Source organism: Aldersonia kunmingensis (genome assembly GCF_001646865.1).
GTDB lineage: Bacteria > Actinomycetota > Actinomycetes > Mycobacteriales > Mycobacteriaceae > Aldersonia > Aldersonia kunmingensis.
In genome coordinates this window covers 12,005-36,827 of the sequence record NZ_LRRB01000175.1, presented here as the reverse complement: position 1 = coordinate 36,827, position 24,823 = coordinate 12,005, and the positions used below count along the sequence as shown (strand labels likewise).

Below are 24,823 nucleotides of genomic sequence, written 5' to 3'. Positions count from 1 at the left end.
GTTCCTACCAGTCCCGTCCGCGGTCGATCAGTTGCAGCAGGTACGTCCCGTATCCGGACTTCATCAGCGGCTCGGCGAGTTCACGCAGCTCGTCGTCTGAGATGTAGCCGCGCCGCCACGCGACCTCCTCGGGCACGCCGATCTTGAGCCCCTGCCGGTCCTCGATCGTGCGCACATAGTTCGACGCATCCAGGAGCGAGGCGAACGTGCCGGTGTCAAGCCAGGCCGTGCCGCGCGGCAGTACCTCCACCTGCAGCTTTCCGGCGTCCAGATAGGCCAGGTTGATGTCGGTGATCTCGTACTCGCCGCGGTCGGAGGGGCGCAGTCCGCGCGCGATCTCAACGACGTCGTTGTCGTAGAAGTACAGGCCGGGTATGGCGAAGTTCGACCGGGGCTTCTTGGGCTTCTCCTCGATGGAGATAGCCTTGCCGCCCTCGTCGAACTCGATCACGCCGTACGCCGTCGGGTCGGAGACCCAATACGCAAAGACCGCGCCACCGTCGATGGCATCGAAACGGTGCAGCTGTTCACCCAGGCCAGGGCCGTAGAAAAGGTTGTCTCCGAGCACCAGCGCAACCGAATCGGAGCCGATGTGCTCAGCCCCGAGCACAAATGCCTGTGCCAGTCCGTCCGGACTCTCCTGCACGGTGTAGGTGATCGACACACCGAACCGCGAGCCGTCACCGAGGAGTCGTGTGAAGCCATCGGCGTCTCCGGGTGTCGTGATCACCAGGATGTCCCGGATCCCGGCCAGCATCAGCGTGGACAGTGGGTAGTAGATCATCGGCTTGTCGTAGACCGGCACCAACTGCTTGCTGACCCCGAGTGTGACCGGGTGCAGCCGCGATCCGGTGCCCCCAGCCAGGATGATTCCGCGCATGGCATCAGTGTCTCAACTGACGCGGGTGCCGTAACCGACCTGTGCGAATTGCATCGACGAGCGGGCGGCGCCCATCACCTTGATCACGATTTCAATCAGATCCGGTGAATCTCGATAAATCGGGCGTGAGAGTGGTGCACGGGGGTGAATGCTTGCTCCCGGTGCTGTGAATTCGTCGACGCCGACATTTCACTCCGCGCCGCGCCATCGGGGTCGCGGCCGTGTCGGTGCGCGTGGAGTGGAGGGCAGCATGACCGCGATGACGGCAACGCAGCCGCCAAAGCCGAAAGTCCGGCGTAAGCGGCGTCGGCGCACCGCCGACCAGGCGACCCTGATGAACCCGTCGGGCGCGAGCATGCAATCGCGCATCGTTCTGGAGCTCTGCCGTCGAGTGGTTCGGCCGGTAGTGCGCATCGCGCCCGTGACGGCCGCCGGGGTTCGCGCCGCGTTCCTTATCGACGTGCTCGCTGGGCTGCGCCGGATTCCCGGCGGAATCGCGTGCGACCACGTCCAATTACCTGATTTGCGGCTCGAGGTCGTCCGGCAGGTCGATCGGATGAGTCATCACAGCGACGGAGTGGTCCTGTACTTCCATGGTGGCGGCTTCATCACGTGCGGGACCAACACGCACCGCCCTGTGGTGGCCGAGCTCTCCCGGCGGGCTGCGATGCCTGTTGTCAACGTCGGATACCGGCAGCTGCCCAAGACGAAGATCTCGGGTTCTGTCGAGGACTGCCTGACCGCTTACCGGTGGTTGCTGGAGCAGGGCGCCGACCCGACGAAAATCGTCTTCGCAGGTGACTCCGCCGGCGGGTTCTTGGTCTTCGCAACCGCCTTGAAGGCGATCGAGGAGGGGCTGCCGGCCCCCGCTGGGCTGATCGGGATCTCCCCGCTGCTCGATCTGGACTGCACAGAGAAGTTCGCCCACGACAACGCCAAGCTCGATGCGTTCGTGGCGATGCCCGGCCTCGCCGCGGTCTGCCGACTCGGTGCCGAGGTGGATGGCGCTATCGACCCGCTGCTGTCCCCGGTCAACGGCGCGCTCGCCGAGCTCCCTCCCACACTGCTCGTCTCGGCGGAGGACGAGGTGTTGCGCTGCGATGCCGAGCTGATGGCCAATCGGCTGTGGGATGCCGGTGTGTCTGCGGAGCTGCAGTTGTGGCGCGGCCAGGTTCACGCCTTCCCCGCCGTGGCGCCGCAGCTGCCCGAAAGCCGTGCTGTGCTCGCGGACATCACGCGGTTCGTCCGCGCGCGGACCAGTGCACCGTCGGGTGAGGGCCGCGGCCGGATCGCCTGATTCGCGATTCGCCTGGCGGTATGGTCCACGTCGTGCGTGTTCTGGTTACGGGCGGTGCCGGTTTTATCGGTGCCAACTTTGTTTTGCAGACCCTTGCGGAGCGACCTGATGCCCAGGTGACGGTGCTCGACTCGCTGACCTACGCCGGGAACAGGGAATCGCTGGATTCGGTAGCCGACCGAATCGACTTCGTGCACGGAGACATTGCCGATCTCGACCTCGTCGACGAGTTGGTCAGCGGCGTGGACACGGTGGTGCATTTCGCGGCCGAGTCGCACAACGACAACTCCCTCTCCGATCCGTGGCCGTTCGTGCAGACCAATGTGATCGGAACGTTCTCGCTGTTGCAGGCAGTCCGCCGGTACGACGTGCGCTACCACCACATCTCCACCGACGAGGTGTACGGCGATCTCGAACTGGATGACCCCGAGCGGTTCACAGAATCGACGCCGTACAACCCGTCGAGCCCGTATTCCTCCACGAAGGCGTCGAGTGATCTGCTGGTCCGCGCCTGGACTCGCTCGTTCGGTGTCCGCGCGACCATCTCGAATTGCTCCAACAACTACGGGCCGTTCCAGCACGTGGAGAAGTTCATCCCGCGCCAGATCACCAACCTGATCGACGGTGTGCGGCCACGGCTGTACGGCAGTGGTACGAACGTACGGGACTGGATTCACGTCGATGACCACAACCGCGCGGTGTGGGCCATCCTCGACCGCGGACGAATCGGGCAGACCTACCTCATCGGCGCCGACGGCGAACTCGACAACCGCGCCGTCGTACAGATGTTGCTCGCGGAATTCGGTCGTGAATCGGACGATTTCGACTTCGTCACCGACCGCGCAGGCCATGACCTGCGGTACGCGATCGACTCCACACTGCTGCGGACCGAGCTCGGGTGGGAGCCGCAGTTCCATGATTTCCGGGACGGGCTCGCCGCGACCGTGCAGTGGTATCGCGAGAACGAATCCTGGTGGAGGCGGCGCAAGGAAGCAGTTGAGCACGCCTACGCCGCGCAGGGCGAACGGACACTGCCTCAGCCTTGACCCGCGCAATGTGACGGCAGACACACACGGGCACCCCGAGGGGGGAGGCGAAGCCAATCCCTCTCGGGATAAGGTTCCTTCGCATGAATCGTGGGAAGCGAGGGACAGTTGTGCTCGGACGGCCTATGACTACTGCCGCATTTGCGGTTGCCGTGTGTGGACTTGCGGTGACGGGGTGCTCAACGACTTCCGCGAGCGGTGTCGACATGCGGACGACGCCGAACTCGGTGTCCAAGTCCGCGCAACTGGACTCGCCGGAAGCTCGTACCGCGCTGTGGAATCCGTGCAATATCCCGAACGCGGCCATGGGCCAGACCGATCTCGAGATCGACTCCGAAGAACCCGACGTCGTCGGCATGCTGCCGCTCGAGGGCGCGCGGACGTGTGGGTGGAGCGCGGGCACGTACGACTTCGTCATCTACTCGACCACGCTCAGCCCGAGTGACGTGCACAGAAATCCGCACTTCCGCGACTTCGCAGGCGGGACGGTGGGCACCAAGCCCGTAGTCAAATTCCGGGATGACCTCGTGGCCAAGAATCAGGCGTCCTGCACCGCTGCGTTCGCGACCTATCAGGGTGAGATCTTCATGTCGGTCGTGACCGCGCCATCGACGAAGCCGCCCAAGGAAGATGCCTGTGTGACGCTGGAACGCACGGCGTCCAGCCTGGTGAGCGCGCTGCCGAAGTAACCCGCGCTTTCGGTGGAACCGCCCGCCGCTGCCTTGCGTCCTAAGTAGGACGGACGAGAGGGGCAGTGGTGGATTCGGCTCAACGGAGCGAACTACGTTCGCGCAACGATGCATTGCGCGAACAGGTCGATTCGATGCTTTCGGCGCTCGAGCACCAGCAGCAACAGATGGTCGAGGCATCGGAACGCGTGTCCACCATCAGTACGCAGGCATGGTCTGCCGATGGGCTCGTGCGGGTCACGGTCAACGCCGCAGGTATCCCGACCGACGTGCACCTGGATCCGGAGTCGTTCAAGCGAACTCGACCCGATCGGTTGGGCGCCTCGATGGCCCAAGCGGCGCAGGCCGCCGCGCGCCAGGCCGCCCAGCTGGCGCAGGAGGCGATCGCCCCGATCCAGCAAATTGCCGGAGACATGCCCGACCTGTCCGATCTGGTGCCCGGTGCACCGAGTCTGAGAGAGTTGCTGAATCCGCCTCAGCCGCAGGCGGAAACGCCGGAACCCGTTCCGGTCGACGAGGACATCGCCGCGCCGATCCTGCGCGACGAGCCGCGTCCCGCACCGGAGTTGGCGCGGCCGGCGGTGGTGCAAGATGACGATGACTGGGGAGGGTCGATTCTTCGATGAGTAACGAGAATCTCAGGGTTCAGTACGGGGAGTTCCGGGAGTCTGCGCGCAGCTACGACGACATCGGGCACAAGCTGGATCGCCTCCAGCTGCGTATGCAGGCACGCACCGACGCCGAGGGAACGTGTTGGGGGAGTGACGAACCCGGGTCGACGTTTGCCGACGGATATGAATCCGCCGCGGGGGAAACCATGTCGGCTCTGGACCGGGCAGCGCGCCGAGTTGACGACGTCGCGCGAAACGTCCGAGCCAACGCGGACAACTACGACGCCACCGACCGAGGGTTCCGGGACGGACTCTCGGGCATCGACGGGCCCCAGCGTTGGGGATAGAGCTCCCGGGATCGGTTCGCTGGGTCGCCGACAAGGCGCTCGGTGAGCAGTGGCCGGAGGGTGACGAGACCGCGATGCGCAGGTTGGCCGAAGATTGGCTGGCTTCCGGCCGCACGGTTGGCGAACTCATCGAGGACGGTGCCGATGCGTCGCGGCGGTCGCTCTCCTACATCCAGGGTGCCAACGCAGATCAGATGGCGCAGCGCTGGCGCGAAATCGACAAGGACCTGAAAACCCTTCTCGAACAATGTGAAAGCAACAGCGACAAGCTCGAAGAGGGCGCAACCAAGATCGAGCACGCCAAACTGTCGATCATTGGCGCGCTGGTAGTTCTGGCGGCGGAGCTCGTCGTGAGTCTCTCCAGTGCGCCGTTGACGCTTGGCCTGAGTAGTTTGGCTGCCCCGGCCGCGGAAGCGGCGACGGTCATCACGATCCGGATGATCATCCGCAAGCTGGTCCTCGAGATGCTCGAGGAGGTCCTGCTCAACGTCGGCAAAGACGTCATGGTCGAGGCATTCGCGCAGGAACTGCAGATCGTGAAGGGGGACAGGAAGAGCGTCGATTTCGGCGAATTCGGCACAACGGTCGCAGACGCGGCGATCACCGGGGTGTTCGGTGGCGCAGCGGGCACGGCCGGGGACGAGGTCGCCGAGCGCTTCGCCAATGACGCGGCCAAGAAGTTCGCGACTTCGGTCGCGGCTGGGATCGGCGAGGGATTGTCCAACGTGGCAACGTCTTCGATGCCCTGGAGCGACGACGGACCCTCCCTCGAGGGTGCCGGCAACGCCGGAGTCACCGGATTCCTGCAAGGCATGGCGGAGCGCGAACGTAAGTAGCGGTCAGCCCCACACCAGCACGTAGTACTTCGCTACCGCCGCAACCAGCGCGATCACGATCGCAGCAACGATGGCGATGGCCGCACCCTTCCCGGGTGTGCGGCCGTCGTCTCGGCTGAGCCGCAACGGAACCCACCGCAGCAACACGGCGAAGGCGACGATCGCCAACGGAACGAAGTACCGGCCCTGCACTCCGTCGACGATGAAGTAGCCGACCGGGCTGAACCCGAGATACAGCGTGCCGAAGATCGCTGCCGTGGTGACGGCCACGCCCGCACCGACTATTGCCGTGCGCAGGTGTGACGCGGTGAACCGCTCCGCGATACCGAGCGCAAGCGCAAGCGCAATAAGGCAAGCCACGATCGATGTGGCTGGGACAGTCACATAGCCGAAGCCGAGTTCGCCGAAGAACTCGTCGAACCATTCCTGGTCACGGCGCAGCACACTCTGCGCGAGCACGTTCGAGAAGTGCAGCGGGTCGCCGAGCACCTCGGACAGTTGGTCGCCGGGCCGCACCGAATGCCATTGCGACTCCCGCCGCATCAACCCCATGCCCTCGGTTGTCGGCGAGGAGATCGCGTTCCAGGCCACGAAGGCTGCGGCGCCGATCGCGGCAAACAGCCAGGGCAGCACCCGCTTCCAGCCGCTGAGCCCCATCCGTTCGGCGGGCACCACGAGCACTGCCATCGCCAGAAGCGCGTAGGCCGGTTTGCACAGGGGCAGCGCCACCGCGGCGGTGAGCAGGGCCGCCGTCTCGACTCGATTGAGCGGCATGCCGAGGAACAGTCCCTTCAGCAGCAGCGCCGAGACGAGGATCGCGATCGCGTTCGTCATCGTGTCGGCGGTGACGGTGCCCGCCTGGAACACCGTGATCGGCAGCAGTGCCACCGCGCACACCAGCCACTGCACCCGGCTTCCGCGCAGCGCGCGCAGCGCGAACGCGATGAGCGCGAGGTAGACCGCGAGGCCGGCGAGCCGGGTCGCCAGCATCAGCCCGCCCACGTTCAGGTCGAGCAGCTCCGCGACCCGGATCCCGGCCGCAGCCGGCAGGTAGGGCAGCGGTGAGTAGGCGGAGGTGTTGGTGAACCAGATCGTCCGCTCGGCGGAGGTCACCGGTTGGTTCTCCAGCAACTCGTAACCGCGCGGGCTCTGCGCGAGGGGCGCCGGCTCCTCGGGCGAGTTGGTGTAGTCGTCGAGCGCGTAACCCATCAGCGCGTCCACACTGATCGGGACCTCACCGCCGTAGGACACTCCGCGGTTGTCGTAGATCTGCTGGGGCTGAATTCCGCCGTGCGCGACCTGGTACGCCCGGCCGAACTGGGTGATCTCGTCGTGGCCCCAGAACGGCGGAGTAATCACCGCGAACGTCACACCGAAGATCGCCGCGAGGAGCGTGCCGATCACCGATGCGGGACCCACCCGCAGGAACACGGCGGCGAATCGTGAACGGGCGCGCTCCGGCTGTGCCGGCTCCGGTGGCTCGTTCGGACCGAGGGATGCCGGCACGTCGGTACTGGTGGTGGTCACCGTGCGCCCGGACCGTCGCAGTCGCTCACGGCTGGTCCGCGCGGCGCAGCGCCAGGTTGTGCAGGTAGGCAAGCCGCGAATTCTCGTGCCGGGAGCGCCGGATACCGTCCAGGATGAGTCCGGCGGTCCACATCAGGCAGCCGACGAGCAGCAGCGTGAACGCGAGGAACAACGTGGGGAAGCGCGGCACGAGCCCGGTGTCCCAGTACTCGATCAAGATCGGGACGGACAGTCCGACCGCCACGACCCAGCTCAGCACGCCGATCACGCCGTAGAAAGCGACCGGACGCTCGTGCCGGGCGAGGTTCGCGAGCAGTCCCAGAATCCCGAATCCGTCGCGGAATGTGCGCAGCTTGCTGGTGCTGCCGGGCGGGCGGTCACGGAAGCCGACCTCGAGCGACGTCTGCGGCACACGGAGCCGCAGCGCGTGCACCGTCAATTCGGTCTCGATCTCGAACCGTCGTGACATCGCGGGGAAGCTCTTCACGAAGCGCCGGGAGAAGACCCGGAATCCGGAGAGCATGTCGGTGACGTTCTCGCCGAACAGCAGGCCGACCGTGCGGTTGAGCATGCGGTTGCCGGCCTCGTGACCGGTTCGGTAAGCGGTGGCGCCGGGATCCTGCCGCCGGACACCCAGTACATGGTCGTACGGCCCTTCGAGCAGGGTCTTGATCATCAGTGGTGCATCAGTCGCTTCGTACGTGTCATCGCCGTCGATCATCAGGTAGATATCGGCCTCGACATCGGCGAATGCGCGGCGCACGACGTTGCCTTTGCCCTTGGCGTTCTCGTGCCGCACGATCGCCCCCGCATCCAGGGCGCGCGCAACCGTCCTGTCGGTGCTCAGGTTGTCGTAGACGTAAACAACGATGCCCGGAACGGCGTCCTTGAGGTCGCCGACAACCTTGGCAACGGAGGCTTCCTCGTTGTGGCAGGGCACTATCGCCACGATGCGCATTTCGTCGGTGTCCGGCACGGCGATCGGTGTCCGTTTCGCTCAGGAGGGATTCGATCGGGAGGTTACCCAAGATCCCTCGACTGCCGCGGCACCGCGGTGTCCCAACCGCGTCCCATGCCGATAACGATCGGCCGTGCTCAATTGCTGAACCCAGGCCGGACATGCTCGATTGGTATCCTCGCGGCGGCCAGCGCAGCCACCGTACGACGAGAAGATTTCGGGGATCCATGAACCAGCCGGCGTCCGAAGCCGCGAGCACCATCGAGCTCACCACCGCTGTTGACGCAGCTGTAGCACCGAGCAGCCTGCTGCACGACCGCACGGCGCCGGACCGGCTCGTCGTCGCGCGCGGCATCTTCACTGGGCCCTCACACCGGATCAGCGAGGAGCTGTATGCGGTGGTCAAGGGCGATTCGCGCCGAGACCGCCACACCGTGCGGCTCACCGCGGGTGCGACCATGCACACCAACACCTACTTCGGCCGGTTCGCCGCCGCGTACTGGCAGCGCTGGACCGACGTGGCGGAGGTGCGTGCGACGGTGAGCCTCGACGTCGCTGATCGCGCACGGGTGCGGCTGGTTGCCTCGGACATCGCCGGGCACCGGCGGATCGTCGACACCGCCCAGACCGACAAGTCCGGAACGGTGGCACTGAACGCGCGCCTGGACATGTTCATCGACGGCGGCGCGCTGTGGCTCGAGTTCGAGGCGATCGGCGGTGCGCTCGGCATCGAACGACTGCAGTGGACCGTCGGCGCGCCCGAGCGGCTGCGGCCGGTCGCGATCGCGATCTGCACCTTCAATCGCGCGGATGACTGCGCGAACACCGTCGCCGCGCTGGCCTCGGACGAAGAAGTGCTGCACGGAATCGACGGCGTGTACGTCGTCGATCAGGGCACCGACGCTGTCGGCGACCGCGAGCTGTTTACCCAGACCGCCGCCAAACTCGGCGACAAGCTGCGCTACTTGCGCCAGCCCAACCTCGGCGGCGCGGGCGGCTTCACGCGCGGCATGGCCGAGATCTCAGCAGCCAACGAGCACTGCGACGTCATCCTCATGGACGACGACATCCTGTGCGAACCGGAGACGGTGCTGCGGCTGAGCGCGTTCGCGAACCTCACCTCGACACCGACGCTGGTCGGCGCGCAGATGCTGTTCCTGCTCAACCCCGACTACCTCAACGTCGGCGCAGAAGAGGTGCACCTGCACAAGCTGATGCACGGGCAGAAGGTGCCCAAGGCGCTCCGCAACACCTCGATGCTGAAGAAGAACCAGGAGCGTCGCGTCGATGCCGGCTACAACGCCTGGTGGACGTGTCTCATCCCGGCCGAGGTGATCGCGAAAGTTGGTCTGCCACTGCCGATCTTCTTCCAGTGGGACGACGTGGAGTATGGCGTCCGCGCCCGCGAGGCCGGCTTCGTCACCGTCACGTTGCCGAACGCGGCGGTGTGGCACGCGGACTTCTACTGGAAGGACTTCGACGACTGGGCGCGCTACTTCAGCTCGCGCAACTCGCTGATCGTCGCCGCGCTGCATTCGGAGATGGACGCAAAGGCGTTGTCCAAGCAGTTCTTCCAGCAGTTGTCCGAGTACCTGGTCGGCATGCAGTACGGCCTCGCGCACACGACGCTGCAGGGCATCGAGGACTTCCTTTCCGGACCGCAGATTCTGCGCGACGGGGGACAGGCGGCACTGGCGGCGATCAGGTCCTCGCGCGCGGATTACCCGGAGACGGTGAAGCACTTGCCGACGAGCGATGCAGTGCCGTCGGCCGAAATTCATGTGCGCCGCGCCGGTGGCGAGCCGAGCATGCTCACGGCCATCCTGATCAAGCGGGCGATCGGCCAGTGGTTCGGCCGCACTCAGCACGGCATCGTCGGGATCCCGCGCGAGGACGCGCACTGGTGGCATGTGTCGCTCTTCGACCACGTCGTGGTCACCGATGCCTCGCAGTCCGGTGTGCGAATTCGCGTGCGCGACAAGGCAAAGGCGCGTGCGCTGCTGTTGCGGACACGGCGCACGCTGCGCCGGTTTCGGCGCGAGTTGCCCCGACTGCAGCGCGAGTACCGCGCGGCGATGCCGGAGCTCACCAGCCGGGAGAATTGGGACCGGCTCTACCGCTGACGAATCCGGTACTCAGGCGTCGAGGAACAGGTCGAGCTGCAACTCGCCGTCGCCCGGAACCACGCGGTACTTGTCGAGGTCGGTCACCCCGTGCGCGGCGAGCACCTCGTCGTCGATGAAGAAGTTCCCGGTCGTCTCGGCGGCCGGGGACGTGATCACCGCGTACGCGGCGTCGGCGTAGATGTCCGGGGTGCGCGAGTTGGCCACCATCGCTTCGCCGCCGAGCAGGTTCTGTACTGCCGCGGTTGCGATCGTGGTCCGCGGCCACAGCGAATTCACGCCAATGCCATCGGATTTCAGCTCCTCGGCGAGGCCGAGCGTCGTCAGGCTCATGCCGTACTTGGCAATTGTGTAGGCCAGTGCCGTTCCGGCCCAACGGGGGTTGAGATTGAGCGGCGGCGACAGCGTGAGAATGTGCGGGTTGCGGCCCGCGTTCGCCGAGTCGCGCAGTGCAGGAATGGAGAGCTTCGAGAGCAGGAAGCTGCCACGGCAGTTGATGTCCTGCATCAGGTCGTACTTCTTCATCGAGATCATGTCGGTCGGGGAGAGGTCGATCGCGCTCGCGTTGTTGACGACGATGTCGATACCGCCGAAGCGTTCCACGGTCAGGCGCACGGCCTCGGCGACGGACTCGTCGATCCGCACGTCGCCAAGGTGCTTGAGCACCGTGCCGCCGGCCGCCTCGAGTTCCTCGGCTGCGGTGTGGATCGTGCCCGGAAGCTTCGGGTGCGGGGTGTCGGTCTTCGCGATGAGGGTGATGTTTGCGCCGTCGGCGGCGGCCCGCTTCGCGATCTCCAACCCGATTCCCCGGCTGCCGCCGGACATGATCATGGTCTTGCCGGCCAGAGGCTTGCCTGCGGCAGCGGTCATCGGACTCCCCTTCGAGGTGTACTGCGAGTGGTTGTCCCCGCAAATCCTAGGGGCGCAGACCTCGCCATCCGCAGTGATCACGAGCAAATGGCCCCCAAATCGGGTGCGTTGGGGGCCATATGTTCGTGATCACCGTGGAACAGGGGCTCCGCGAGGCGTGTACCTTCGTCCGCCGTTAGTGACCGCGTTCGCGATACATCGCCCGGAGCGCGCGGCTTTGCACCTTGACCGAGCGCGTGCGTTCGGCCTGCTTGCGCGCGTCGCTTCGGTCGGCCATCCATTCGTTTTCCCGCGTCAATTTGCGATAGCTCTCGAGCCTCCGTTCGGGCAACTCGTCGGCATCGACGGCGCGCTGCACCGCACAGCCCGGTTCGCCGCCATGCGCGCAGTCGCTGAAGCGGCAGCCGCGTGCGAGCTCCTCAATGTCGGCGAAGGTCTGCTCGAGTCCCGCACCGGCATCCCACAACCCGACGCTGCGTAAGCCGGGTGTGTCGATGAGGGTGCCGCCGAACGGCAGCGGCACCAGCTCACGCGCGACCGTGGTGTGCCGGCCCCGGTGGTCGCCATCGCGTACCGCGTTGGTGGCCAAATGGTTTCGGCCGAGCAGGGCGTTCGCCAGCGTCGATTTACCAGCGCCCGACGGACCGAGCACCGCGACCGCCCCCGACAGCAGCTCGATCAGCTCGTCGATGCCGGCGCCGGTGGCGGCGCTGAGCGATAGCACAGGCACGCCCATCGCCACGCTGTGGATCTGCGCGAGCGCACTCGAAAGATCCTCGGCAGCATCGGCTTTCGTTGCCACGATCACCGGTTGCGAGCCTGCCTCCCAGATCAGCGCGAGGTAGCGCTCGACACCGCCGAGCGCCGGATCGCGATCGAGTGGGACGGCGATGAGCGCAGTATCGACATTCGCTGCGAGTAGTTGTGCATCCGATCGCGCGGACACCGTGGCACGTTGAATCAGGCTGCGACGCTCGGTGATTCGGTCGATATCGCCGTTCTCATCGAGTGCGACCCAGTCGCCCGCGCACACCACATGTTGTCCGGAGCGGGCACGGAGTTCGCCGTCAGCGGCAACGACGGTGGATTCGCCACGATCGACCCGCACGACGCGGGCAGCGCGCTCGGTGGCAGTGAACAGTGCTGCTACGGAGTCATCGAAGCCGTAGCGGTGGAGCAGGTCGGAGTCGACCATTTGAGGGATTCCTTTGTGAAGGGGAGGTGTATGGGCGCAGCGCAACCACAAAGACGGTCATGCGGCACTCACTCCCTTGCACTGTTGGTATCCGACCTCAGCATCCCAGGTCCACCTGCGCGACGGCAACGTATTTATCGCCTGCCGGGCCGCGCATCCCTTGTGTCAGGGCTTGCGGAAGTGCTCCTTGCGGCCGAGCTTGCGCAGCCGGAGCCACTCCCGCAGGCCGGCCGGATCGCGCCGGGTAATGAGGAAGAACCAGCCGAAACGCAGCCATTCCTGCGGGAGCAGCCGACGCATTCCGGGCTGTGCCATCAGGTAGCCACGGTTGCGGTAGGTGAAGTAGCGCTTGGTCTCGTCGTCGGGGTACTGCGTGTGCATCCGCCCGCCGAGGATCGGCTTGAACTCCGCCGCACCATTGGGGTGCAGGTAGGCGGTCTGCAGGCACGTGCCGAACGGCAGCCCGGACCGGACGAGCCGCCGGTGCACATCCACCTCGTCGCCACGGACGAACAGGCGCAGATCCGGCACGCCGACCGCGTCGATCGCGGCGGCTGAGATCAGCGCTCCGTTGAACAGTGAAGCAATCCCGGGCAGCAGATCCTCGGCGCCGAGCTCGGACCGCTTACGCCGCCACACGACACCGCGACGCAGCGGGAACGCCAAGCTGTCCGGGTCGTCGATATCGCACACCACCGGGGAAACCTCGGCGAGGCCGTGCCGTTCCGCGCAGCCGAGCAGGGTTGCGAGCACTTCGGGCCCCTCGGGGCGACCATCGTCGTCGGCGAGCCACACCCAGTCCGCGCCGATCGACAGCGCGTGCAGGATGCCGAGCGCGAAACCACCGGCACCGCCCAGGTTGTGCTGCGAGCCGAGATAGGTGGCAGGTACCGGCTGCCCCTCGACGAGGGTGCGGACGTCGGGCTCATTGCCGTTGTCGACGACGATCAGGTGGTCGACAGGACGCTTCTGATCCGCGACCGCAGCAAGCGACTCCGCGAGCAGTTCGCGGCGCTTGTGTGTGACGACGACAGCAACGATGCGCGTCACGCGCGACCACCGTCGGCGCCGGCGGTGGCTGCCTCCTCGGAGGAACTTTGGTCGCCCGCGTTCGTGGCGTCGGCATCGTGCGCAGCGATCTCGGCGAGCGTCCGTGCCACGTGATCCCCGGCCTCCGGGCCCTCGTAGGCGCGCACAACTTCTTCGATCCCGCCGTGCATCCGGATCTGGCCGTGATCGATCCACATCGCGCTGTCGCACAGCTGCGCGAGGAACTCGTTGGAGTGGCTGGCGAACACGAGAATGCCCGAGCGGGCGACGAGTTCCTGCAACCGCGTCCGGGCTTTCTTCATGAACTCCGCGTCGACCGCGCCGATGCCCTCGTCGAGCAGCAGGATCTCCGGGTCGATGCTGGTCACCACGCCCATAGCGAGCCGTACGCGCATACCGGTGGAGTAGGTGCGCAGCGGCATGGCGAGGTATTCGCCGAGTTCGGTGAACTCGGCGATCTCGTCAACCTTCGCCAGCATCTGCTTGCGTGTCTGACCTAGGAACAGGCCCCGGATGATGATGTTCTCGTAGCCGGAGATCTCTGGGTCCATCCCGACGCCGAGATCGAACACCGGTGCCACCCGGCCACGGATCTGCGCGGAACCGCGCGAGGGTTCGTAGATCCCTGCCAGCAGCCGCAGCAGTGTCGACTTGCCCGCGCCGTTGTGCCCGACCAGGCCGACGCGGTCACCCTCCTTGAGTGACAGGGTGATCTCGCGCAGCGCCTCGACCACCACGACGTCGGAGGAGTTGCGGCCGATCGCGCCGCCGGCCTTGCCGAGGAACGCCTTCTTCAGCGAGCGCGACTTGGCGTCGAAAATCGGGAACTCGACCCACGCGTCGTGGGTCTCGATGCTCACATGCTCAGTCACTCTGTCCGTTGCTCCGCTCGTGAAACTCGTCAGACCCAGTATGGGACGCGGGCCCGGTATTTCTGCAGCGCCAGCAGCGCGACCGCCCAGCCAACAACGGTGATGCCGATGACGATGTACCAGTGGTACGCCTCGCATGGCTCGCCGAGCAGCGGCGCGCGCACGATCTCGAGGTAGTGGAATGTGGGCACGAGTTCGGCGAGCCGGGCCCGTTCTGCGACGTCGCCGCCCTGTGCTTCCAGGCTCTTCGTCGTCCACATGACTGGCGTCAGGACGAACAGCATCAGCGTGGTGCTGCTCAATATCGGCGCGATGTCGCGGTATCGGGTGGAGAAAATGCCGAACACCAGCGATACCCACATCGCGTTGAGCAGCAGCAACACCAGCGCTGGAATGGCCAGCAGTACCGACCAGTCCAGGTCGCGCCACACACTGAACGCGACCAGCAACACCAGGTAGATGACCAGGTTGTGCGCGAGGAACAGCATCTGCCGCCACACGAGGCGGTACACGTGGACGCTCAGCGCCGAAGGCAGCTGTTTGATCAGGCCCTCGTTGGCGATGAAAACCTCGGAGCCTTCCAGGATCGACGCGCTGATCAGGTTCCAGACGATCAGGCCGACGGTCACATAGGGCAGGAATTCACTGAGCGGGATATCGAGCAGCGCCGAGTAGAGGATGCCCATAGCGGCGGCCTGCAGGCCGGTCGCAATGGTGATCCAGAACGGGCCGAGCACGGACCGCCGGTACCGCTGCTTGATGTCCTGCCAGCCAAGCGACAGCCACAGCTCGCGCTGGGTCAGTCCTTGCCGCAGATCCCGGAACCCGCGCCGGAAGGTATGCGAGTCCGAGACGGGTGGAGCCGGGGACGCGGCATCCATGGCAGCAGTTGACACGAGGTCCGAGGGTACCCGCCGACCAGCGGCACACATTCGCCGCAGGCGGTAGTGCGGTTGGCTGCCGGGCGACCGTCAGAGGTACTGGCCGCTGCCCCCGGTGGCGCCCCGCCCTTGCTCGCCGGCGTGGATGCCGGGCGGCAGGGCACCTTGGCGCATCTGCTCGAGCTGGGCACGGGCCGCCATCTGCTGCGCGAACAGGGCCGTCTGGATGCCGTGGAACAGCCCCTCGAGCCAGCCGACGAGCTGGGCCTGCGCGATCCGCAGCTCCGCATCGGACGGCACTGAGTCCTCGCTGAACGGCAGCGCGAGACGTTCGAGTTCCTCGCGCAGTTCGGGGGCCAAACCCTGCTCCAGCTCGCGGATCGATGATTTGTGGATCGCTGCGAGCCGACTGCGGCTGGCGTCGTCGAGCGGCGCAGCGCGGACCTCTTCGAGCAACTGCTTGATCATCGTGCCGATCCGCATAACCTTCGCAGGCTGCTCGACCATGTCCGACAGCGTGTCGCCGTCGGTCGGGGCGTCGGCGCCCTGTTCACCGAGCGCTGCGGTGGATTCCGAGTTGGGCATGCCGAGCGGACGGCCGTCCGGCCCGACAACGACGACTTGCTCATTGTCCGATGGGCTCATGACTCTATATTGTCCCTTCCGGCACCGGGCGCGATGAGGCGCGGGTGCGTCCGCATGACCGTCGATGGCTGTGTTACACATTTGAACGCAGGTCACACCGACAAATCTGTCAACATTGAGAGTGCTGCCAATGGTTTACGACGTCGCCCGAGTTCGAGGACTAATCCCGTCCCTCGGCGACGGTTGGGTGCATCTCGATCCACAAAACGGCATGCAGGTACCCGACGCGGTTTCGCGCTCGGTGTCAACGGGCTTTCGCACCACGGCAAACTCGCACACCGGCGGGCACGTGTCCGCGAAACGCAGTCGTGAGGTGCTTGCCGCGGCACGGGAAGCTGTCGCCGATCTGGTCGGTGGCGACCCGGACGGTGTGGTGCTCGGACCGGACCGGACGCTGCTCATGTCCACCCTCGCGGAATCGCTGAATTCGCGCCTCGGACTCGGCACCGGCATGGTGCTGTCCCGGCTCGATGACGAGTCGAATGTCGCGCCATGGTTGCGCATCGCCAACCGGTCCGGGGCGCATGTGCGGTGGGCCGAGGTCGAGATCGACACGTGCGAGATGCCGGCCTGGCAGTTCGAGGAACTCGTCGGACCGACTACTCGGCTTGTCGCGCTGACTGCGGCGTCTCCAATCGTGGGTACCGCGCCGGATGTGCGCGTGGCCGCGGACCGGATCCACTCCGTCGGAGGACTGCTGGTGCTCGACGCCGCGGCCGCTGCTCCTTACGCCGTCCTCGACATCCACGAACTCGGTGCGGACGTGATGGCGGTTTCAGCCCCGGCCTGGGGTGGACCGCAGGTTGGCGCGCTGGTGTTCCGTGATCCCTCGTTCCTTGATCGCATCCCCGCCATCTCCTTGAACCCCGATGCCACCGGACCCGAGAGGCTCGAGGTCGGCGCGCACAACTACGCGATGCTTGCCGGGCTCGTCACGTCGATCGAGTACCTGGCAAATCTCTCCGAGGACGCGACGGGATCGCGGAGGCACCGGATCGAGGTCTCGCTCGGCTCGCAGCAGCTCTATCACGACACGCTGCTCGACCACGCGATCGCGTCGCTGCAGCGTCTGCCCAATATCAACGTGATCGGTCAGCCAGCGAGCCGCATTCCGGCGATCGGCTTCACGGTCGATGGAATCAGTGCGGAGAAGGTCGCGGCGAAACTCGCCGAGAAGCGGATCGCGGTGTACAGCGGAAGCCCGTACGGCAGTCGCCTGCTGGACGCGCTCGGCCACAACGATGAGGGCGGCGCCGTGAGCGTCGGCCTGGCGCCGTACACGACGCGCAAAGAGATCGACCTGCTCGTCAATGCACTGTCGGCGCTTTAGCCGCCGCTTCTGCGACTGTCGGCGCTTTAGCCGCCGCTTCTGCGACTGTCGGCGCTTAGCCGCCGCTCCTGCGAACTGTCGGCGTTGTAGGCGCGGTCAGCGCACTCGCAGGACCACCTTGCCGACGGTCTCGTCGGAATCCAACAGGCGATGACCCTCGGCAGCCTCGGCGATCGGCAGTTCCGCGTGCACGATCGGTCGGACACGGCCGTCGGCCAACATCGGCCAGACATGCTCCACGACCGACGCGACGATCTCCGCCTTGCTGGACCGCCCGCGTTCGGGGCGGTAGCGCAAGCCCGTCGCGCGCACGGTGCCGCGCTTGCCGAGCAGCTTGGCGATATTGAGTTCGCCCATGATGCCGCCCTGCATGCCGATCACGACCAGCTGGCCGTCCGGTGCGAGCGCGTCCACGTTGCGGTCCAGGTAGGCCGCGCCCATATTGTCCAGGATGACGTCGGCACCGCGGCCGTCGCTGTGCTCGCGGACCGCGGTGACGAAATCGTCTTCGCGGTAGTTGATCAGGATCCCCGCGCCGAGTTCCTTGCAGCGGTCGAGCTTATACGCCGAGCCGGCCGTGACCGCGACCGTCGCGCCGAGCGCAGCGGCCACCTGGATGGCGTGTGTGCCGATTCCACCGCCGCCACCGTGCACCAGGAACAGCTGACCGGAGCGCAGCTGCGAGGCCATCACGACGTTGGACCACACCGTGCAGGCGACCTCGGGGAGGGCCGCCGCGACGTGCAGATCGAGACCGGCGGGCACCGGCAGCACCTGCGTTGCCGGCACAACGACCTGTTCGGCGTACCCGCCGCCGGACAGCAATGCGCAGACCCGGTCGCCCACGTGCCATCCGGTGACACCCTCGCCGACCTCGGCGATCACGCCCGAGCACTCCAGCCCGAGCACGTCACTTGCGCCGGGAGGCGGTGGGTAATTGCCACGTCGCTGCAGCACGTCCGCGCGATTGACCGCGGTTGCCACGACGTCGATCAGCACCTGACCGCGTCCGGGTTCGACGTCGGGGACTTCGGCCCACTCCATTACGTCGGGTTCGCCGAACTCTCGCAGCGTTATCGCGTACACCCTCGCAGGCTACCTAGGGCGCATCTCCCAATCCCCTAATCGGCGCCCCTGGAGCCCAATCGCCGCCGCGCTGCGTTGTCGTCGGCGTCGATACAACCCCGCCGCGCAACCGGACTGGCGACTTCCGGCGTGTGGACACCAGCGCGGGCGTAGCCTTCCCGCCGTGGCGAACTACGCGAACTTCCAGAACGAGATCTACTTCGCCGGACTCGGTGGCGCCCGGCCCGAATTTCCCATGACCGCACAGGGTCTCGAAGAGCGTGCGGCCGCGGTGCTCAGCCCGGAAGCGTTCGCCTACATCGCAGGTAGCGCCTCCGCGGAGCGGACGGCTGCGGCCAATGTGAGTGCCTTCGACCGCCATCGCATTGTGCCGCGGATGCTGCGCGGTACCGCGGCGGCGGACGCGCGCGATCTCTCGGTGGAAGTACTCGGGACGCGCCTCGACGCACCCGTGTTGACCGCGCCGGTCGGGGTGCTCGACCTGGTTGCGCCGCGCGGTGAAGTGCTGGTCGCGGAGGCGACGAAGGAGGTCGGCATCGGCATGGTGCTGTCGACCGCGGCGTCGTCGACGATCGAGGAGGTCGGCGCAGCGGCGGGGGACTGGTGGTACCAGCTGTACTGGCCGGCCGATGACGAAGTGGCGCGCTCGTTCGTCCAGCGCGCCGAACAGGCGGGCGCGAAGGCGATCATCGTCACCGCCGACACGCCCGGACTGGGCTGGCGGCCGCGTGACCTCGAGCAGGCCCATCTGCCGTTCCTGCTCGGCAAGGGAATCGCGAATTACCTGTCCGATCCGGTGTTCCGGTCACGGCTCGCCACCGCGCCCGAGGAGAGCCAGGAGGCGCTGCAGCTGGCGATCCTGACCTGGATCGGCATGTTCGGCAACCATTCGGTGCGGCCCGCAGACATCGCCCGCCTGAAGGAGTGGACCGATCTCCCGGTCGCGGTCAAGGGAATTCAGCATCCCGACGATGCCCGGGCGGTGGTCGACGCCGGTGCCAGCGGAGTCGTCGTGAGCAATCACGGCGGACGGCAGGTGGATGGCGGAATCGCTGCGCTCGATGCCCTCGCTCCGGTGGCGGCGGCCGTCGGCGACCGCGCAGACGTGCTCTTCGACTCTGGTGTCCGCAGCGGCGCCGATGTGCTGATCGCGCTGGCCTTGGGGGCGAAGGCAGTGCTCTACGGGCGGCCGTGGGTATACGGACTCGGTATCGGCGGCCGCGACGGGGCGCGCCACGCCTTGCGCAGTCTGCTCGCAGATTTCGACATCGCGATGGGCCTCGCGGGCTGCGCGCGGATCGCCGACCTAGGGCCCGAAACGCTCCACGCCGCACCGTGATTCTCCAGCTGGCAATTCCCTGTGAATAGTATGGAACTCGTGCGAAACGAACCCGCGACCTTGCCCAACGGGCAGGTCCAACCCGCAACCCGTTGGCTATCGGCCGACGAGCAGCGGGCGTGGCGCGCCTATATGGACGGGAATCAGCGGTTGATCGATCAGCTCAACCGCGAACTCGAGGCCGCGCACGCACTCTCCCTCGCTGAATACCGAATCCTGATGCTCCTCTCGGAGTCACCCGAAAAGTCGCTGCGAATGAGCGACCTCGCCGACGGTGTGTTGTCCTCACGCAGCCGGCTAACCCACCAGATCCGGAGGATGGAAGAACAAGGCTTGGTCCGGCGCAGCAGCTGTCTCGAAGACGGCCGCGGCGTCCTGGCACATCTCACCGACGTGGGTTACGACAAGCTGCGTGCCGCGGCGCCGCACCATGTCGAGGACGTCCGGCGCAATTTCATCGACCTGTTCACGCCCGAACAACTCGCCGTCATAGCCGAGGTGTTCGAGCGGGTCGACGAGGTCATCGGGGACCGCGACTCCTGACCGGATAGGATTTCCGGCGAAGGAAGCGTGGCAGAGCGGCCGAATGCACTCGCCTTGAAAGCGAGCGTGGCGTAAAACCCACCGGGGGTTCAAATCCCTCCGCTTCCGCTGCGAGGAACGCGGGGATGCCGCACGGGCGGCATCCGAATCCGGGTTCACGGCCCCTCGATCGGAGGTAGCCTGCGGGCGAACTCCGACGAGGGGAGCGCCATGGACCTGCCAGCCGTTCTGACCGACGCCTTCGGCCGTATCCGTGAAAGCGTGCACGGCGTGTTGAGTGATCTCCCCGCCGATGCGCTCACCTTTCGCGTCGATGGCGGAGCGAACACCATCGCCTGGTTGATCTGGCACCTGACCCGCGTGCAAGACGATCACGTCGCCGACGTCGCGGGCATCGAACAGGTGTGGACCGCGCAGGGTTGGCACGAACGGTTCGCGCTGCCATTCGATGTCCACGCGCATGGTTACGGGCACTCTGCCGACGAGGTCGCACAGGTGGACGTGTCCGCGGAACTTCTCAGCGGGTACTACGACGCGGTGCACGAGCAGACGCTCGGATACCTCGCTGGCCTCACCGAATCCGATCTCGACCGGATCGTCGACGAGCGCTGGGACCCGCCGGTGACGCTTGGTGTCCGCCTCATCAGCGTGCTCGACGACGACCTCGAACATGTCGGGCAGGCTGCGTATGTCCGTGGCTGCTACGGGCGCCGCTGACCCACTCCGCATGAAATCCATTGTCTTGATGGGAAATTCGAGAACCACCGTTCGTCTGTCACGCGAAAGCAATCAACCGCACGACAGCGGAACCGATCGGGGCTGCGCTGCGTCCTAGTAGCTAGGACGACTCGTGCGTTCGATCAGATTGTGTCGAGTCGAAGATTGGGGAGACCCAATCGTTTCCGTCTAGCAAGCGAGCGTTAGCTCACGAGGGGACGACCGGGGGAGACGGCCTGTTTAGCTGAACGGAGCGATGCTGCCTACGTGCTTCGGCACTTCGGGGGGTAGCAGTATTGCGGTAGCGGCCGCTCAACCGCCTTTGTTGCGAACGTATTTGGCGTCTCGCGCGATTCAACTCTGCCCTCCGAACATGTCCGCGCTCACTCGCGCGGAATCGACTGGCCGCCAACACGGCCGAACGAGAGAGGACAACCAGAGTTGAGTAGCTCGAAGGGGCGCCACCGCCCCACGCGCACGGAGATCGTGGTGGAAGCCGCGAAGACTCCGGTGAAGCGCGCAATCGTGGTGGGCTCGATCCCGTTGGCGCTCGCCGTCGCTGCGTCCGGCATGGCCGTCGCGGCACCGTCGGTCGATCAGCCGGGTACCGCGACCCAGCAGCCGGGCACCACGACCCAGCAGCCGGAGGAGACGACGCCGAACTCGGCGCAGCCGGGTGCCACGGCGCCCAACTCGGCGCAGCCGGGTGCCACGGCGCCCAACTCGGCGCAGCCGGGTGCCACGACACAGAATGGCGCGAAGCCGGGCACGAACAAGCCGAATTCGGCGGATCCGACGAAGCCGAATACCGAACAGCCGGGAACGACTTCACCGTCGCAGCCGGGCACCACGTCGGTCACCCCGGCCCAGCCGGGCACCAGCGCTGTGCCTGCGCCGGCCCCGGGCGCGGCAACGCCCCGCACCGATCTCGAAGGCCGGGGTCTGATCCCCGACCCGCCGGTGCTGCCGTCGCGCGAGGTGCCGACCTACGACTCGAGCGTGCCTCAGCCGGACTACACCTACTCGCAGCCGGCACAGTCCGGCGACGGGTACAGCTCGGAAATCGTCGTCGAGCAGGCGAAGCCGAGCCAGAGCTTCGCGCCGATTGCTCCGCCGGAGAACAAGATTCGCTTCGGTGACTTCGTGACCGACAGGCCGGACTGGATCGCCCCCGATGCGGCGCTCAGCGCCAACCGCTGGGCGGCCTACGCGGAGTCGGAGATTGCGCGTACCTGGAACCGCGCGGGTGTGACGCCGGATCGTGCCGACCGGCTCGCGGCCACGGCGACTGCGACGGGTGCAGCGGGTGGCGCAATTGGTGCTGTCGTGGGTGCCGTTGCAGCGATTCCGGCCGCCGCGGCTGCCGGTGTTATCGGCGGAGGCATCGGATCCGTGATCGGTTCGGCACCTGGTGCGGCCGTTGGTGCCGCGATCGGTGTCGTCGGAGTCGAGGTCATTGGCGCGGGTATCGGCGCAGCAGCCGGTGGCGCGATTGGCGTCGCCGCTGGAACTGCACTGAGCGGCGGGGATCCCAACCTCGCCCCGGTCGCTCCGCAGGTCCTGCCGACCCCGCACGAGGTGGCTCAGTTCGCCATCGCCACCACCAACAACACGGTGGACTGGGTCAAGGCCCAGCCGGGTGGTGCACAGGCGCTGGCAGCCGTCCCGCCCGCCGCAGCCCAGGCCGCGGCGATGGCAAAGGCGACCGGCCCGGTTGGTGAGGCGATTGTGAACGCCGCACAGCAGGCCAACGACGCCTTCGTCGCCTGGCAGGTAGCCCAGCCGGGTGGCACCGAGATCGTCGCGGCGGCCCAGGAAACCGGCGCGGGTATGCCGACCGAAGTCGCTCAGATCGGCGGTGCTGCCCACTCGGTGTACTACGCCGGGTGATCGGTTAGATACCCTCGCGTACTCGTCGGTGTGGGGTCGTCGGAAGCGGCGGCCCCACACCGCGTCTACTGCAGCAGAAAGACGAACGAACCGTGTGGAACGCCAAGACAGCGGCCGGGGTGCGCGACCGGCTCGATCAGTGGTATCCGCCCTTCGCGCCGATGCCCGCAGGGGCGGAGCGCGCGGTTGTATCGACAAGCGCGGAGCCCGAGACACACTCGCCGCCCACAGATCCTGCGCTCGTCGCCCAGCGTCGGCTCGACGCACGCGACGCGGTGCGCGCACCTGTTGGTCGATCGGACCAACTGCGGCTGCCCGTCCCTGTCTCGACACGGCGACCGGTAGCTCCGCCCGATCCGCAGCAAGCCGAGCCGGCTGTAGCCCCGGATCAACCGCGTTGGCTGCAATCCGGGCCTCCGGCGCAGGCGGTCACCCAGGGTCGCCACACCGCGCCCGAGTCGGTTCCCCTCGCGCAGCCTCCAGCGGACGAAATGCCCACGGGGCGTTTCACGCTGCCCCCAGTTCCCGAGACGTACGGCGACGAACCACCACCGGTCGATCTCGGTCCGGCGCCGCTCGATTACGTCGATAACTTCCTCGGTTCGACGAAGCCCACGGCGAAGCCGAAGACGAGCGGCAACACCAAGGTCTATGCGGGCGCCGCGGCAGGCGCAGCGGTTCTGATCGGCCTGATCGCCCTGGCAGTCGGTGTGTTTTCCGGTGGAGATTCGCCGGAGACCGATGAAAACCCCGGCGCCTCGTCCGAGTGGTGTCCCTCGCGCAAGTCGGACAAGCTGGTCATGGGCGCCGGCAAGGGCAGCCAGGACGACGGCCCCTCGGTGATCCTCGCCTTCGACTACGCCTACTACGTGGAACGCGACGGCGCCAAGGCGCACAGCCTGTTGGATCCGGCGGATCCGGCTTCCCTCACGGCCGAAAGCCTGCAGAACGCGATTGATACGGCGATTCCCGATGGCACGCAGCACTGCCTGTCGATCAAGCCAGATCCGGCCGCCCCTGGGCGGTATGCGGTGCAGCTCAGCGAGCGCCGCGGTGACGGCACCGCGGTCGTCTACAAGCAGAACGTTTCGACCGCGAATCACGGTGGCAAGCACGTGATTACGTCGATCGAAGCAGCGGAGTAGCACGGTCATGTCGACACCCAGCGCGGTCCCGGACGCAGAGTTTGTGACCACCCCGATCGGAGCATTGGTATGAGCAACGAGCCCGACTGGCAGCAGCTACTGAAGTGGGACCAGCCGGTCACCGGAATCAATCCGGCTGTCGCGGAGTCAGAGGCAGCGAAGCACGAGCAGTCCGTCGACCAGATCGCTTTCCCGTCAGCGGTTCTCGTTGTCGGGGCGTGCGGCGGAGCCGGCTCGACCACCACGGCATTGGGCGTAGCGAATGCCAGCGCCGTGGCGGGGGATAGCCCGGTCGCCATCGACGCCACCATCGGCGGTGGCGACCTTGTCGATCGTGGTGCCGCGATGGCACCGAGCGAATACACCGTCGAGCAGTTGCTTGCGACCGCGGACGCCAACGGTGTGCTCAACGACGAGGCGTTTGCGGCGTGCGCGTCCGCTACGAGCGTCGGTGCGGCCATCCTGCACCAGGCAGGCGATCGCGAACCCGACTGCGATCTCCGCCCGCTCGACCCATACCTGCGGTACCGCGGGTTTCCTGCGATCTACGACGCGGGCCGTGTGTGGCGTCCCGCCCATGTGCGTCCGTTGCGCTGGCTCAATCCGGCCACGCCGATCGTGCTGACCGTGCCGAGCCGCCCCGATGCCTTCAACCGGCTGCGTTACAGCCTCGACTGCCTTGCCAACTTCGGTGGCGTCAACCGCCTGCAGTCGACGGTCATCGCCGTCACCAATCAGCGTCCAGGCATCCGTCCCGAGGATGTCGCAGCATTGCGGCAGCACCTCGCCGGCCGGGTCGTGGCCCTGGTCGAAGTGCCGTACGACGAGGAACTCGCCCTGGGTGGTGTCGTCGATTACGACCGGCTCCGGCCGCCGACCGTAGCGGCGTACGACGAGATCTGCGCGGCGCTCGTCGGTGCGACCGCAATGGCGACTCGCTGATCAG

The 24,823-nt window shown here is 66.5% G+C and carries 24 protein-coding genes and 1 tRNA gene; 15 read left to right on the top strand and 10 right to left on the bottom strand.

Annotated elements, in window-relative coordinates; genetic code table 11:
• Window positions 1–4 precede the first annotated feature (4 nt).
• On the bottom strand, window positions 5–880 hold the full coding sequence (gene rfbA / locus A8G08_RS13140; protein WP_068274471.1) for a glucose-1-phosphate thymidylyltransferase RfbA: 876 nt from the start codon (window positions 878–880) through the stop codon (window positions 5–7).
• A 250-nt stretch (window positions 881–1,130) separates the two neighbouring features.
• Between rfbA and A8G08_RS13135 the strand changes: the two genes are divergently transcribed.
• The 6 genes from A8G08_RS13135 (at window position 1,131) to A8G08_RS13110 (ending at window position 5,706) form a co-directional block, all read left to right on the top strand.
• Window positions 1,131–2,177 (top strand): alpha/beta hydrolase, encoded by a 1,047-nt coding sequence (locus A8G08_RS13135; protein ID WP_245672807.1) that lies wholly within the window; start codon window positions 1,131–1,133, stop codon window positions 2,175–2,177.
• 32 nt (window positions 2,178–2,209) lie between these two features.
• A complete protein-coding gene (gene rfbB, locus A8G08_RS13130; protein ID WP_068274488.1) occupies window positions 2,210–3,223 on the top strand; it encodes a dTDP-glucose 4,6-dehydratase in 1,014 nt (337 codons plus the stop codon).
• Window positions 3,224–3,306: 83 nt separating this feature from the next.
• Window positions 3,307–3,912: a DUF3558 family protein gene (locus A8G08_RS13125; RefSeq protein ID WP_084436166.1), complete on the top strand. Its 606-nt coding sequence runs from the start codon at window positions 3,307–3,309 to the stop codon at window positions 3,910–3,912.
• A 68-nt stretch (window positions 3,913–3,980) separates the two neighbouring features.
• Window positions 3,981–4,538, top strand: a complete 558-nt coding sequence (locus A8G08_RS13120) for a YbaB/EbfC family nucleoid-associated protein (RefSeq protein WP_068274486.1) — start codon at window positions 3,981–3,983, stop codon at window positions 4,536–4,538.
• Window positions 4,535–4,870, top strand: a complete 336-nt coding sequence (locus A8G08_RS13115) for a WXG100 family type VII secretion target (RefSeq protein WP_068274466.1) — start codon at window positions 4,535–4,537, stop codon at window positions 4,868–4,870. Before A8G08_RS13120 ends, A8G08_RS13115 begins: the two co-directional genes overlap by 4 nt.
• Window positions 4,861–5,706 carry a WXG100-like domain-containing protein gene (locus tag A8G08_RS13110; protein ID WP_068274463.1) on the top strand — a complete coding sequence of 282 codons (846 nt, stop codon included), beginning with the start codon at window positions 4,861–4,863 and terminating at the stop codon, window positions 5,704–5,706. The genes A8G08_RS13115 and A8G08_RS13110 overlap by 10 nt, the downstream gene beginning before the upstream one ends.
• A 3-nt stretch (window positions 5,707–5,709) precedes the next feature.
• Here A8G08_RS13110 and A8G08_RS13105 read toward each other — a convergent pair whose 3' ends face one another.
• Together A8G08_RS13105 and A8G08_RS13100 are read right to left on the bottom strand one after the other, a co-directional pair.
• Entirely contained in the window at window positions 5,710–7,233 is a 1,524-nt protein-coding gene (locus A8G08_RS13105; RefSeq protein ID WP_068274461.1) for a DUF2142 domain-containing protein, read from the bottom strand.
• A gap of 25 nt (window positions 7,234–7,258) precedes the next feature.
• A complete protein-coding gene (locus A8G08_RS13100) occupies window positions 7,259–8,209 on the bottom strand; it encodes a glycosyltransferase (RefSeq protein WP_245672806.1) in 951 nt (316 codons plus the stop codon).
• A 209-nt stretch (window positions 8,210–8,418) separates the two neighbouring features.
• On the opposite strand from A8G08_RS13100, the gene A8G08_RS13095 reads away from it, so the two are divergent.
• Complete coding sequence (locus tag A8G08_RS13095) at window positions 8,419–10,314, top strand: glycosyltransferase (protein ID WP_068274459.1); 1,896 nt, start codon at window positions 8,419–8,421, stop codon at window positions 10,312–10,314.
• Between the two features lie 12 nt (window positions 10,315–10,326).
• Here the strand turns inward: A8G08_RS13095 and A8G08_RS13090 are convergent, their stop codons facing one another.
• From A8G08_RS13090 to A8G08_RS13065, 6 genes are all read right to left on the bottom strand, one after another.
• A complete protein-coding gene (locus tag A8G08_RS13090) occupies window positions 10,327–11,184 on the bottom strand; it encodes an SDR family oxidoreductase (protein ID WP_068274457.1) in 858 nt (285 codons plus the stop codon).
• Between the two features lie 175 nt (window positions 11,185–11,359).
• The gene (gene rsgA / locus A8G08_RS13085) at window positions 11,360–12,379 is read right to left on the bottom strand and encodes a ribosome small subunit-dependent GTPase A (protein WP_068274455.1); all 1,020 of its coding nucleotides are present in this window, start codon (window positions 12,377–12,379) and stop codon (window positions 11,360–11,362) included.
• A 165-nt stretch (window positions 12,380–12,544) separates the two neighbouring features.
• Window positions 12,545–13,429 carry a galactofuranosyltransferase GlfT1 gene (glfT1, locus tag A8G08_RS13080; protein ID WP_068274454.1) on the bottom strand — a complete coding sequence of 295 codons (885 nt, stop codon included), beginning with the start codon at window positions 13,427–13,429 and terminating at the stop codon, window positions 12,545–12,547.
• A complete protein-coding gene (gene wzt, locus A8G08_RS13075) occupies window positions 13,426–14,301 on the bottom strand; it encodes a galactan export ABC transporter ATP-binding subunit Wzt/RfbE (protein WP_084436164.1) in 876 nt (291 codons plus the stop codon). Before wzt ends, glfT1 begins: the two co-directional genes overlap by 4 nt.
• Before the next feature lie 29 nt (window positions 14,302–14,330).
• Window positions 14,331–15,182, bottom strand: a complete 852-nt coding sequence (wzm, locus tag A8G08_RS13070; protein WP_245672809.1) for a galactan export ABC transporter permease subunit Wzm/RfbD — start codon at window positions 15,180–15,182, stop codon at window positions 14,331–14,333.
• 90 nt (window positions 15,183–15,272) lie between these two features.
• On the bottom strand, window positions 15,273–15,827 hold the full coding sequence (locus tag A8G08_RS13065; RefSeq protein WP_068274451.1) for a bacterial proteasome activator family protein: 555 nt from the start codon (window positions 15,825–15,827) through the stop codon (window positions 15,273–15,275).
• A 130-nt stretch (window positions 15,828–15,957) separates the two neighbouring features.
• Here A8G08_RS13065 and A8G08_RS13060 point away from each other — a divergent pair, with 130 nt between their 5' ends.
• Entirely contained in the window at window positions 15,958–17,157 is a 1,200-nt protein-coding gene (locus tag A8G08_RS13060) for a cysteine desulfurase-like protein (RefSeq protein WP_068274441.1), read from the top strand.
• Between the two features lie 96 nt (window positions 17,158–17,253).
• Here A8G08_RS13060 and A8G08_RS13055 read toward each other — a convergent pair whose 3' ends face one another.
• The gene (locus A8G08_RS13055) at window positions 17,254–18,243 is read right to left on the bottom strand and encodes an NAD(P)H-quinone oxidoreductase (RefSeq protein WP_068274439.1); all 990 of its coding nucleotides are present in this window, start codon (window positions 18,241–18,243) and stop codon (window positions 17,254–17,256) included.
• 235 nt (window positions 18,244–18,478) lie between these two features.
• Here A8G08_RS13055 and A8G08_RS13050 point away from each other — a divergent pair, with 235 nt between their 5' ends.
• The 7 genes from A8G08_RS13050 to A8G08_RS13020 all read left to right on the top strand — a co-directional run bounded on the left by A8G08_RS13050 (window position 18,479) and on the right by A8G08_RS13020 (window position 24,819).
• Window positions 18,479–19,582 (top strand): alpha-hydroxy-acid oxidizing protein, encoded by a 1,104-nt coding sequence (locus A8G08_RS13050; RefSeq protein WP_157108554.1) that lies wholly within the window; start codon window positions 18,479–18,481, stop codon window positions 19,580–19,582.
• Between the two features lie 30 nt (window positions 19,583–19,612).
• Entirely contained in the window at window positions 19,613–20,125 is a 513-nt protein-coding gene (locus A8G08_RS13045; RefSeq protein WP_068274433.1) for a MarR family winged helix-turn-helix transcriptional regulator, read from the top strand.
• 21 nt (window positions 20,126–20,146) lie between these two features.
• Window positions 20,147–20,233: transfer RNA gene (locus A8G08_RS13040), tRNA-Ser, on the top strand.
• 102 nt (window positions 20,234–20,335) lie between these two features.
• Complete coding sequence (locus A8G08_RS13035) at window positions 20,336–20,842, top strand: mycothiol transferase (protein WP_068274430.1); 507 nt, start codon at window positions 20,336–20,338, stop codon at window positions 20,840–20,842.
• A gap of 441 nt (window positions 20,843–21,283) precedes the next feature.
• Entirely contained in the window at window positions 21,284–22,732 is a 1,449-nt protein-coding gene (locus tag A8G08_RS13030) for a hypothetical protein (RefSeq protein WP_157108552.1), read from the top strand.
• A gap of 491 nt (window positions 22,733–23,223) precedes the next feature.
• The gene (locus A8G08_RS27155; protein ID WP_157108551.1) at window positions 23,224–23,877 is read left to right on the top strand and encodes a DUF8176 domain-containing protein; all 654 of its coding nucleotides are present in this window, start codon (window positions 23,224–23,226) and stop codon (window positions 23,875–23,877) included.
• A gap of 69 nt (window positions 23,878–23,946) precedes the next feature.
• Window positions 23,947–24,819 (top strand): MinD/ParA family ATP-binding protein, encoded by an 873-nt coding sequence (locus tag A8G08_RS13020; RefSeq protein ID WP_084436161.1) that lies wholly within the window; start codon window positions 23,947–23,949, stop codon window positions 24,817–24,819.
• Window positions 24,820–24,823 lie beyond the last annotated feature (4 nt).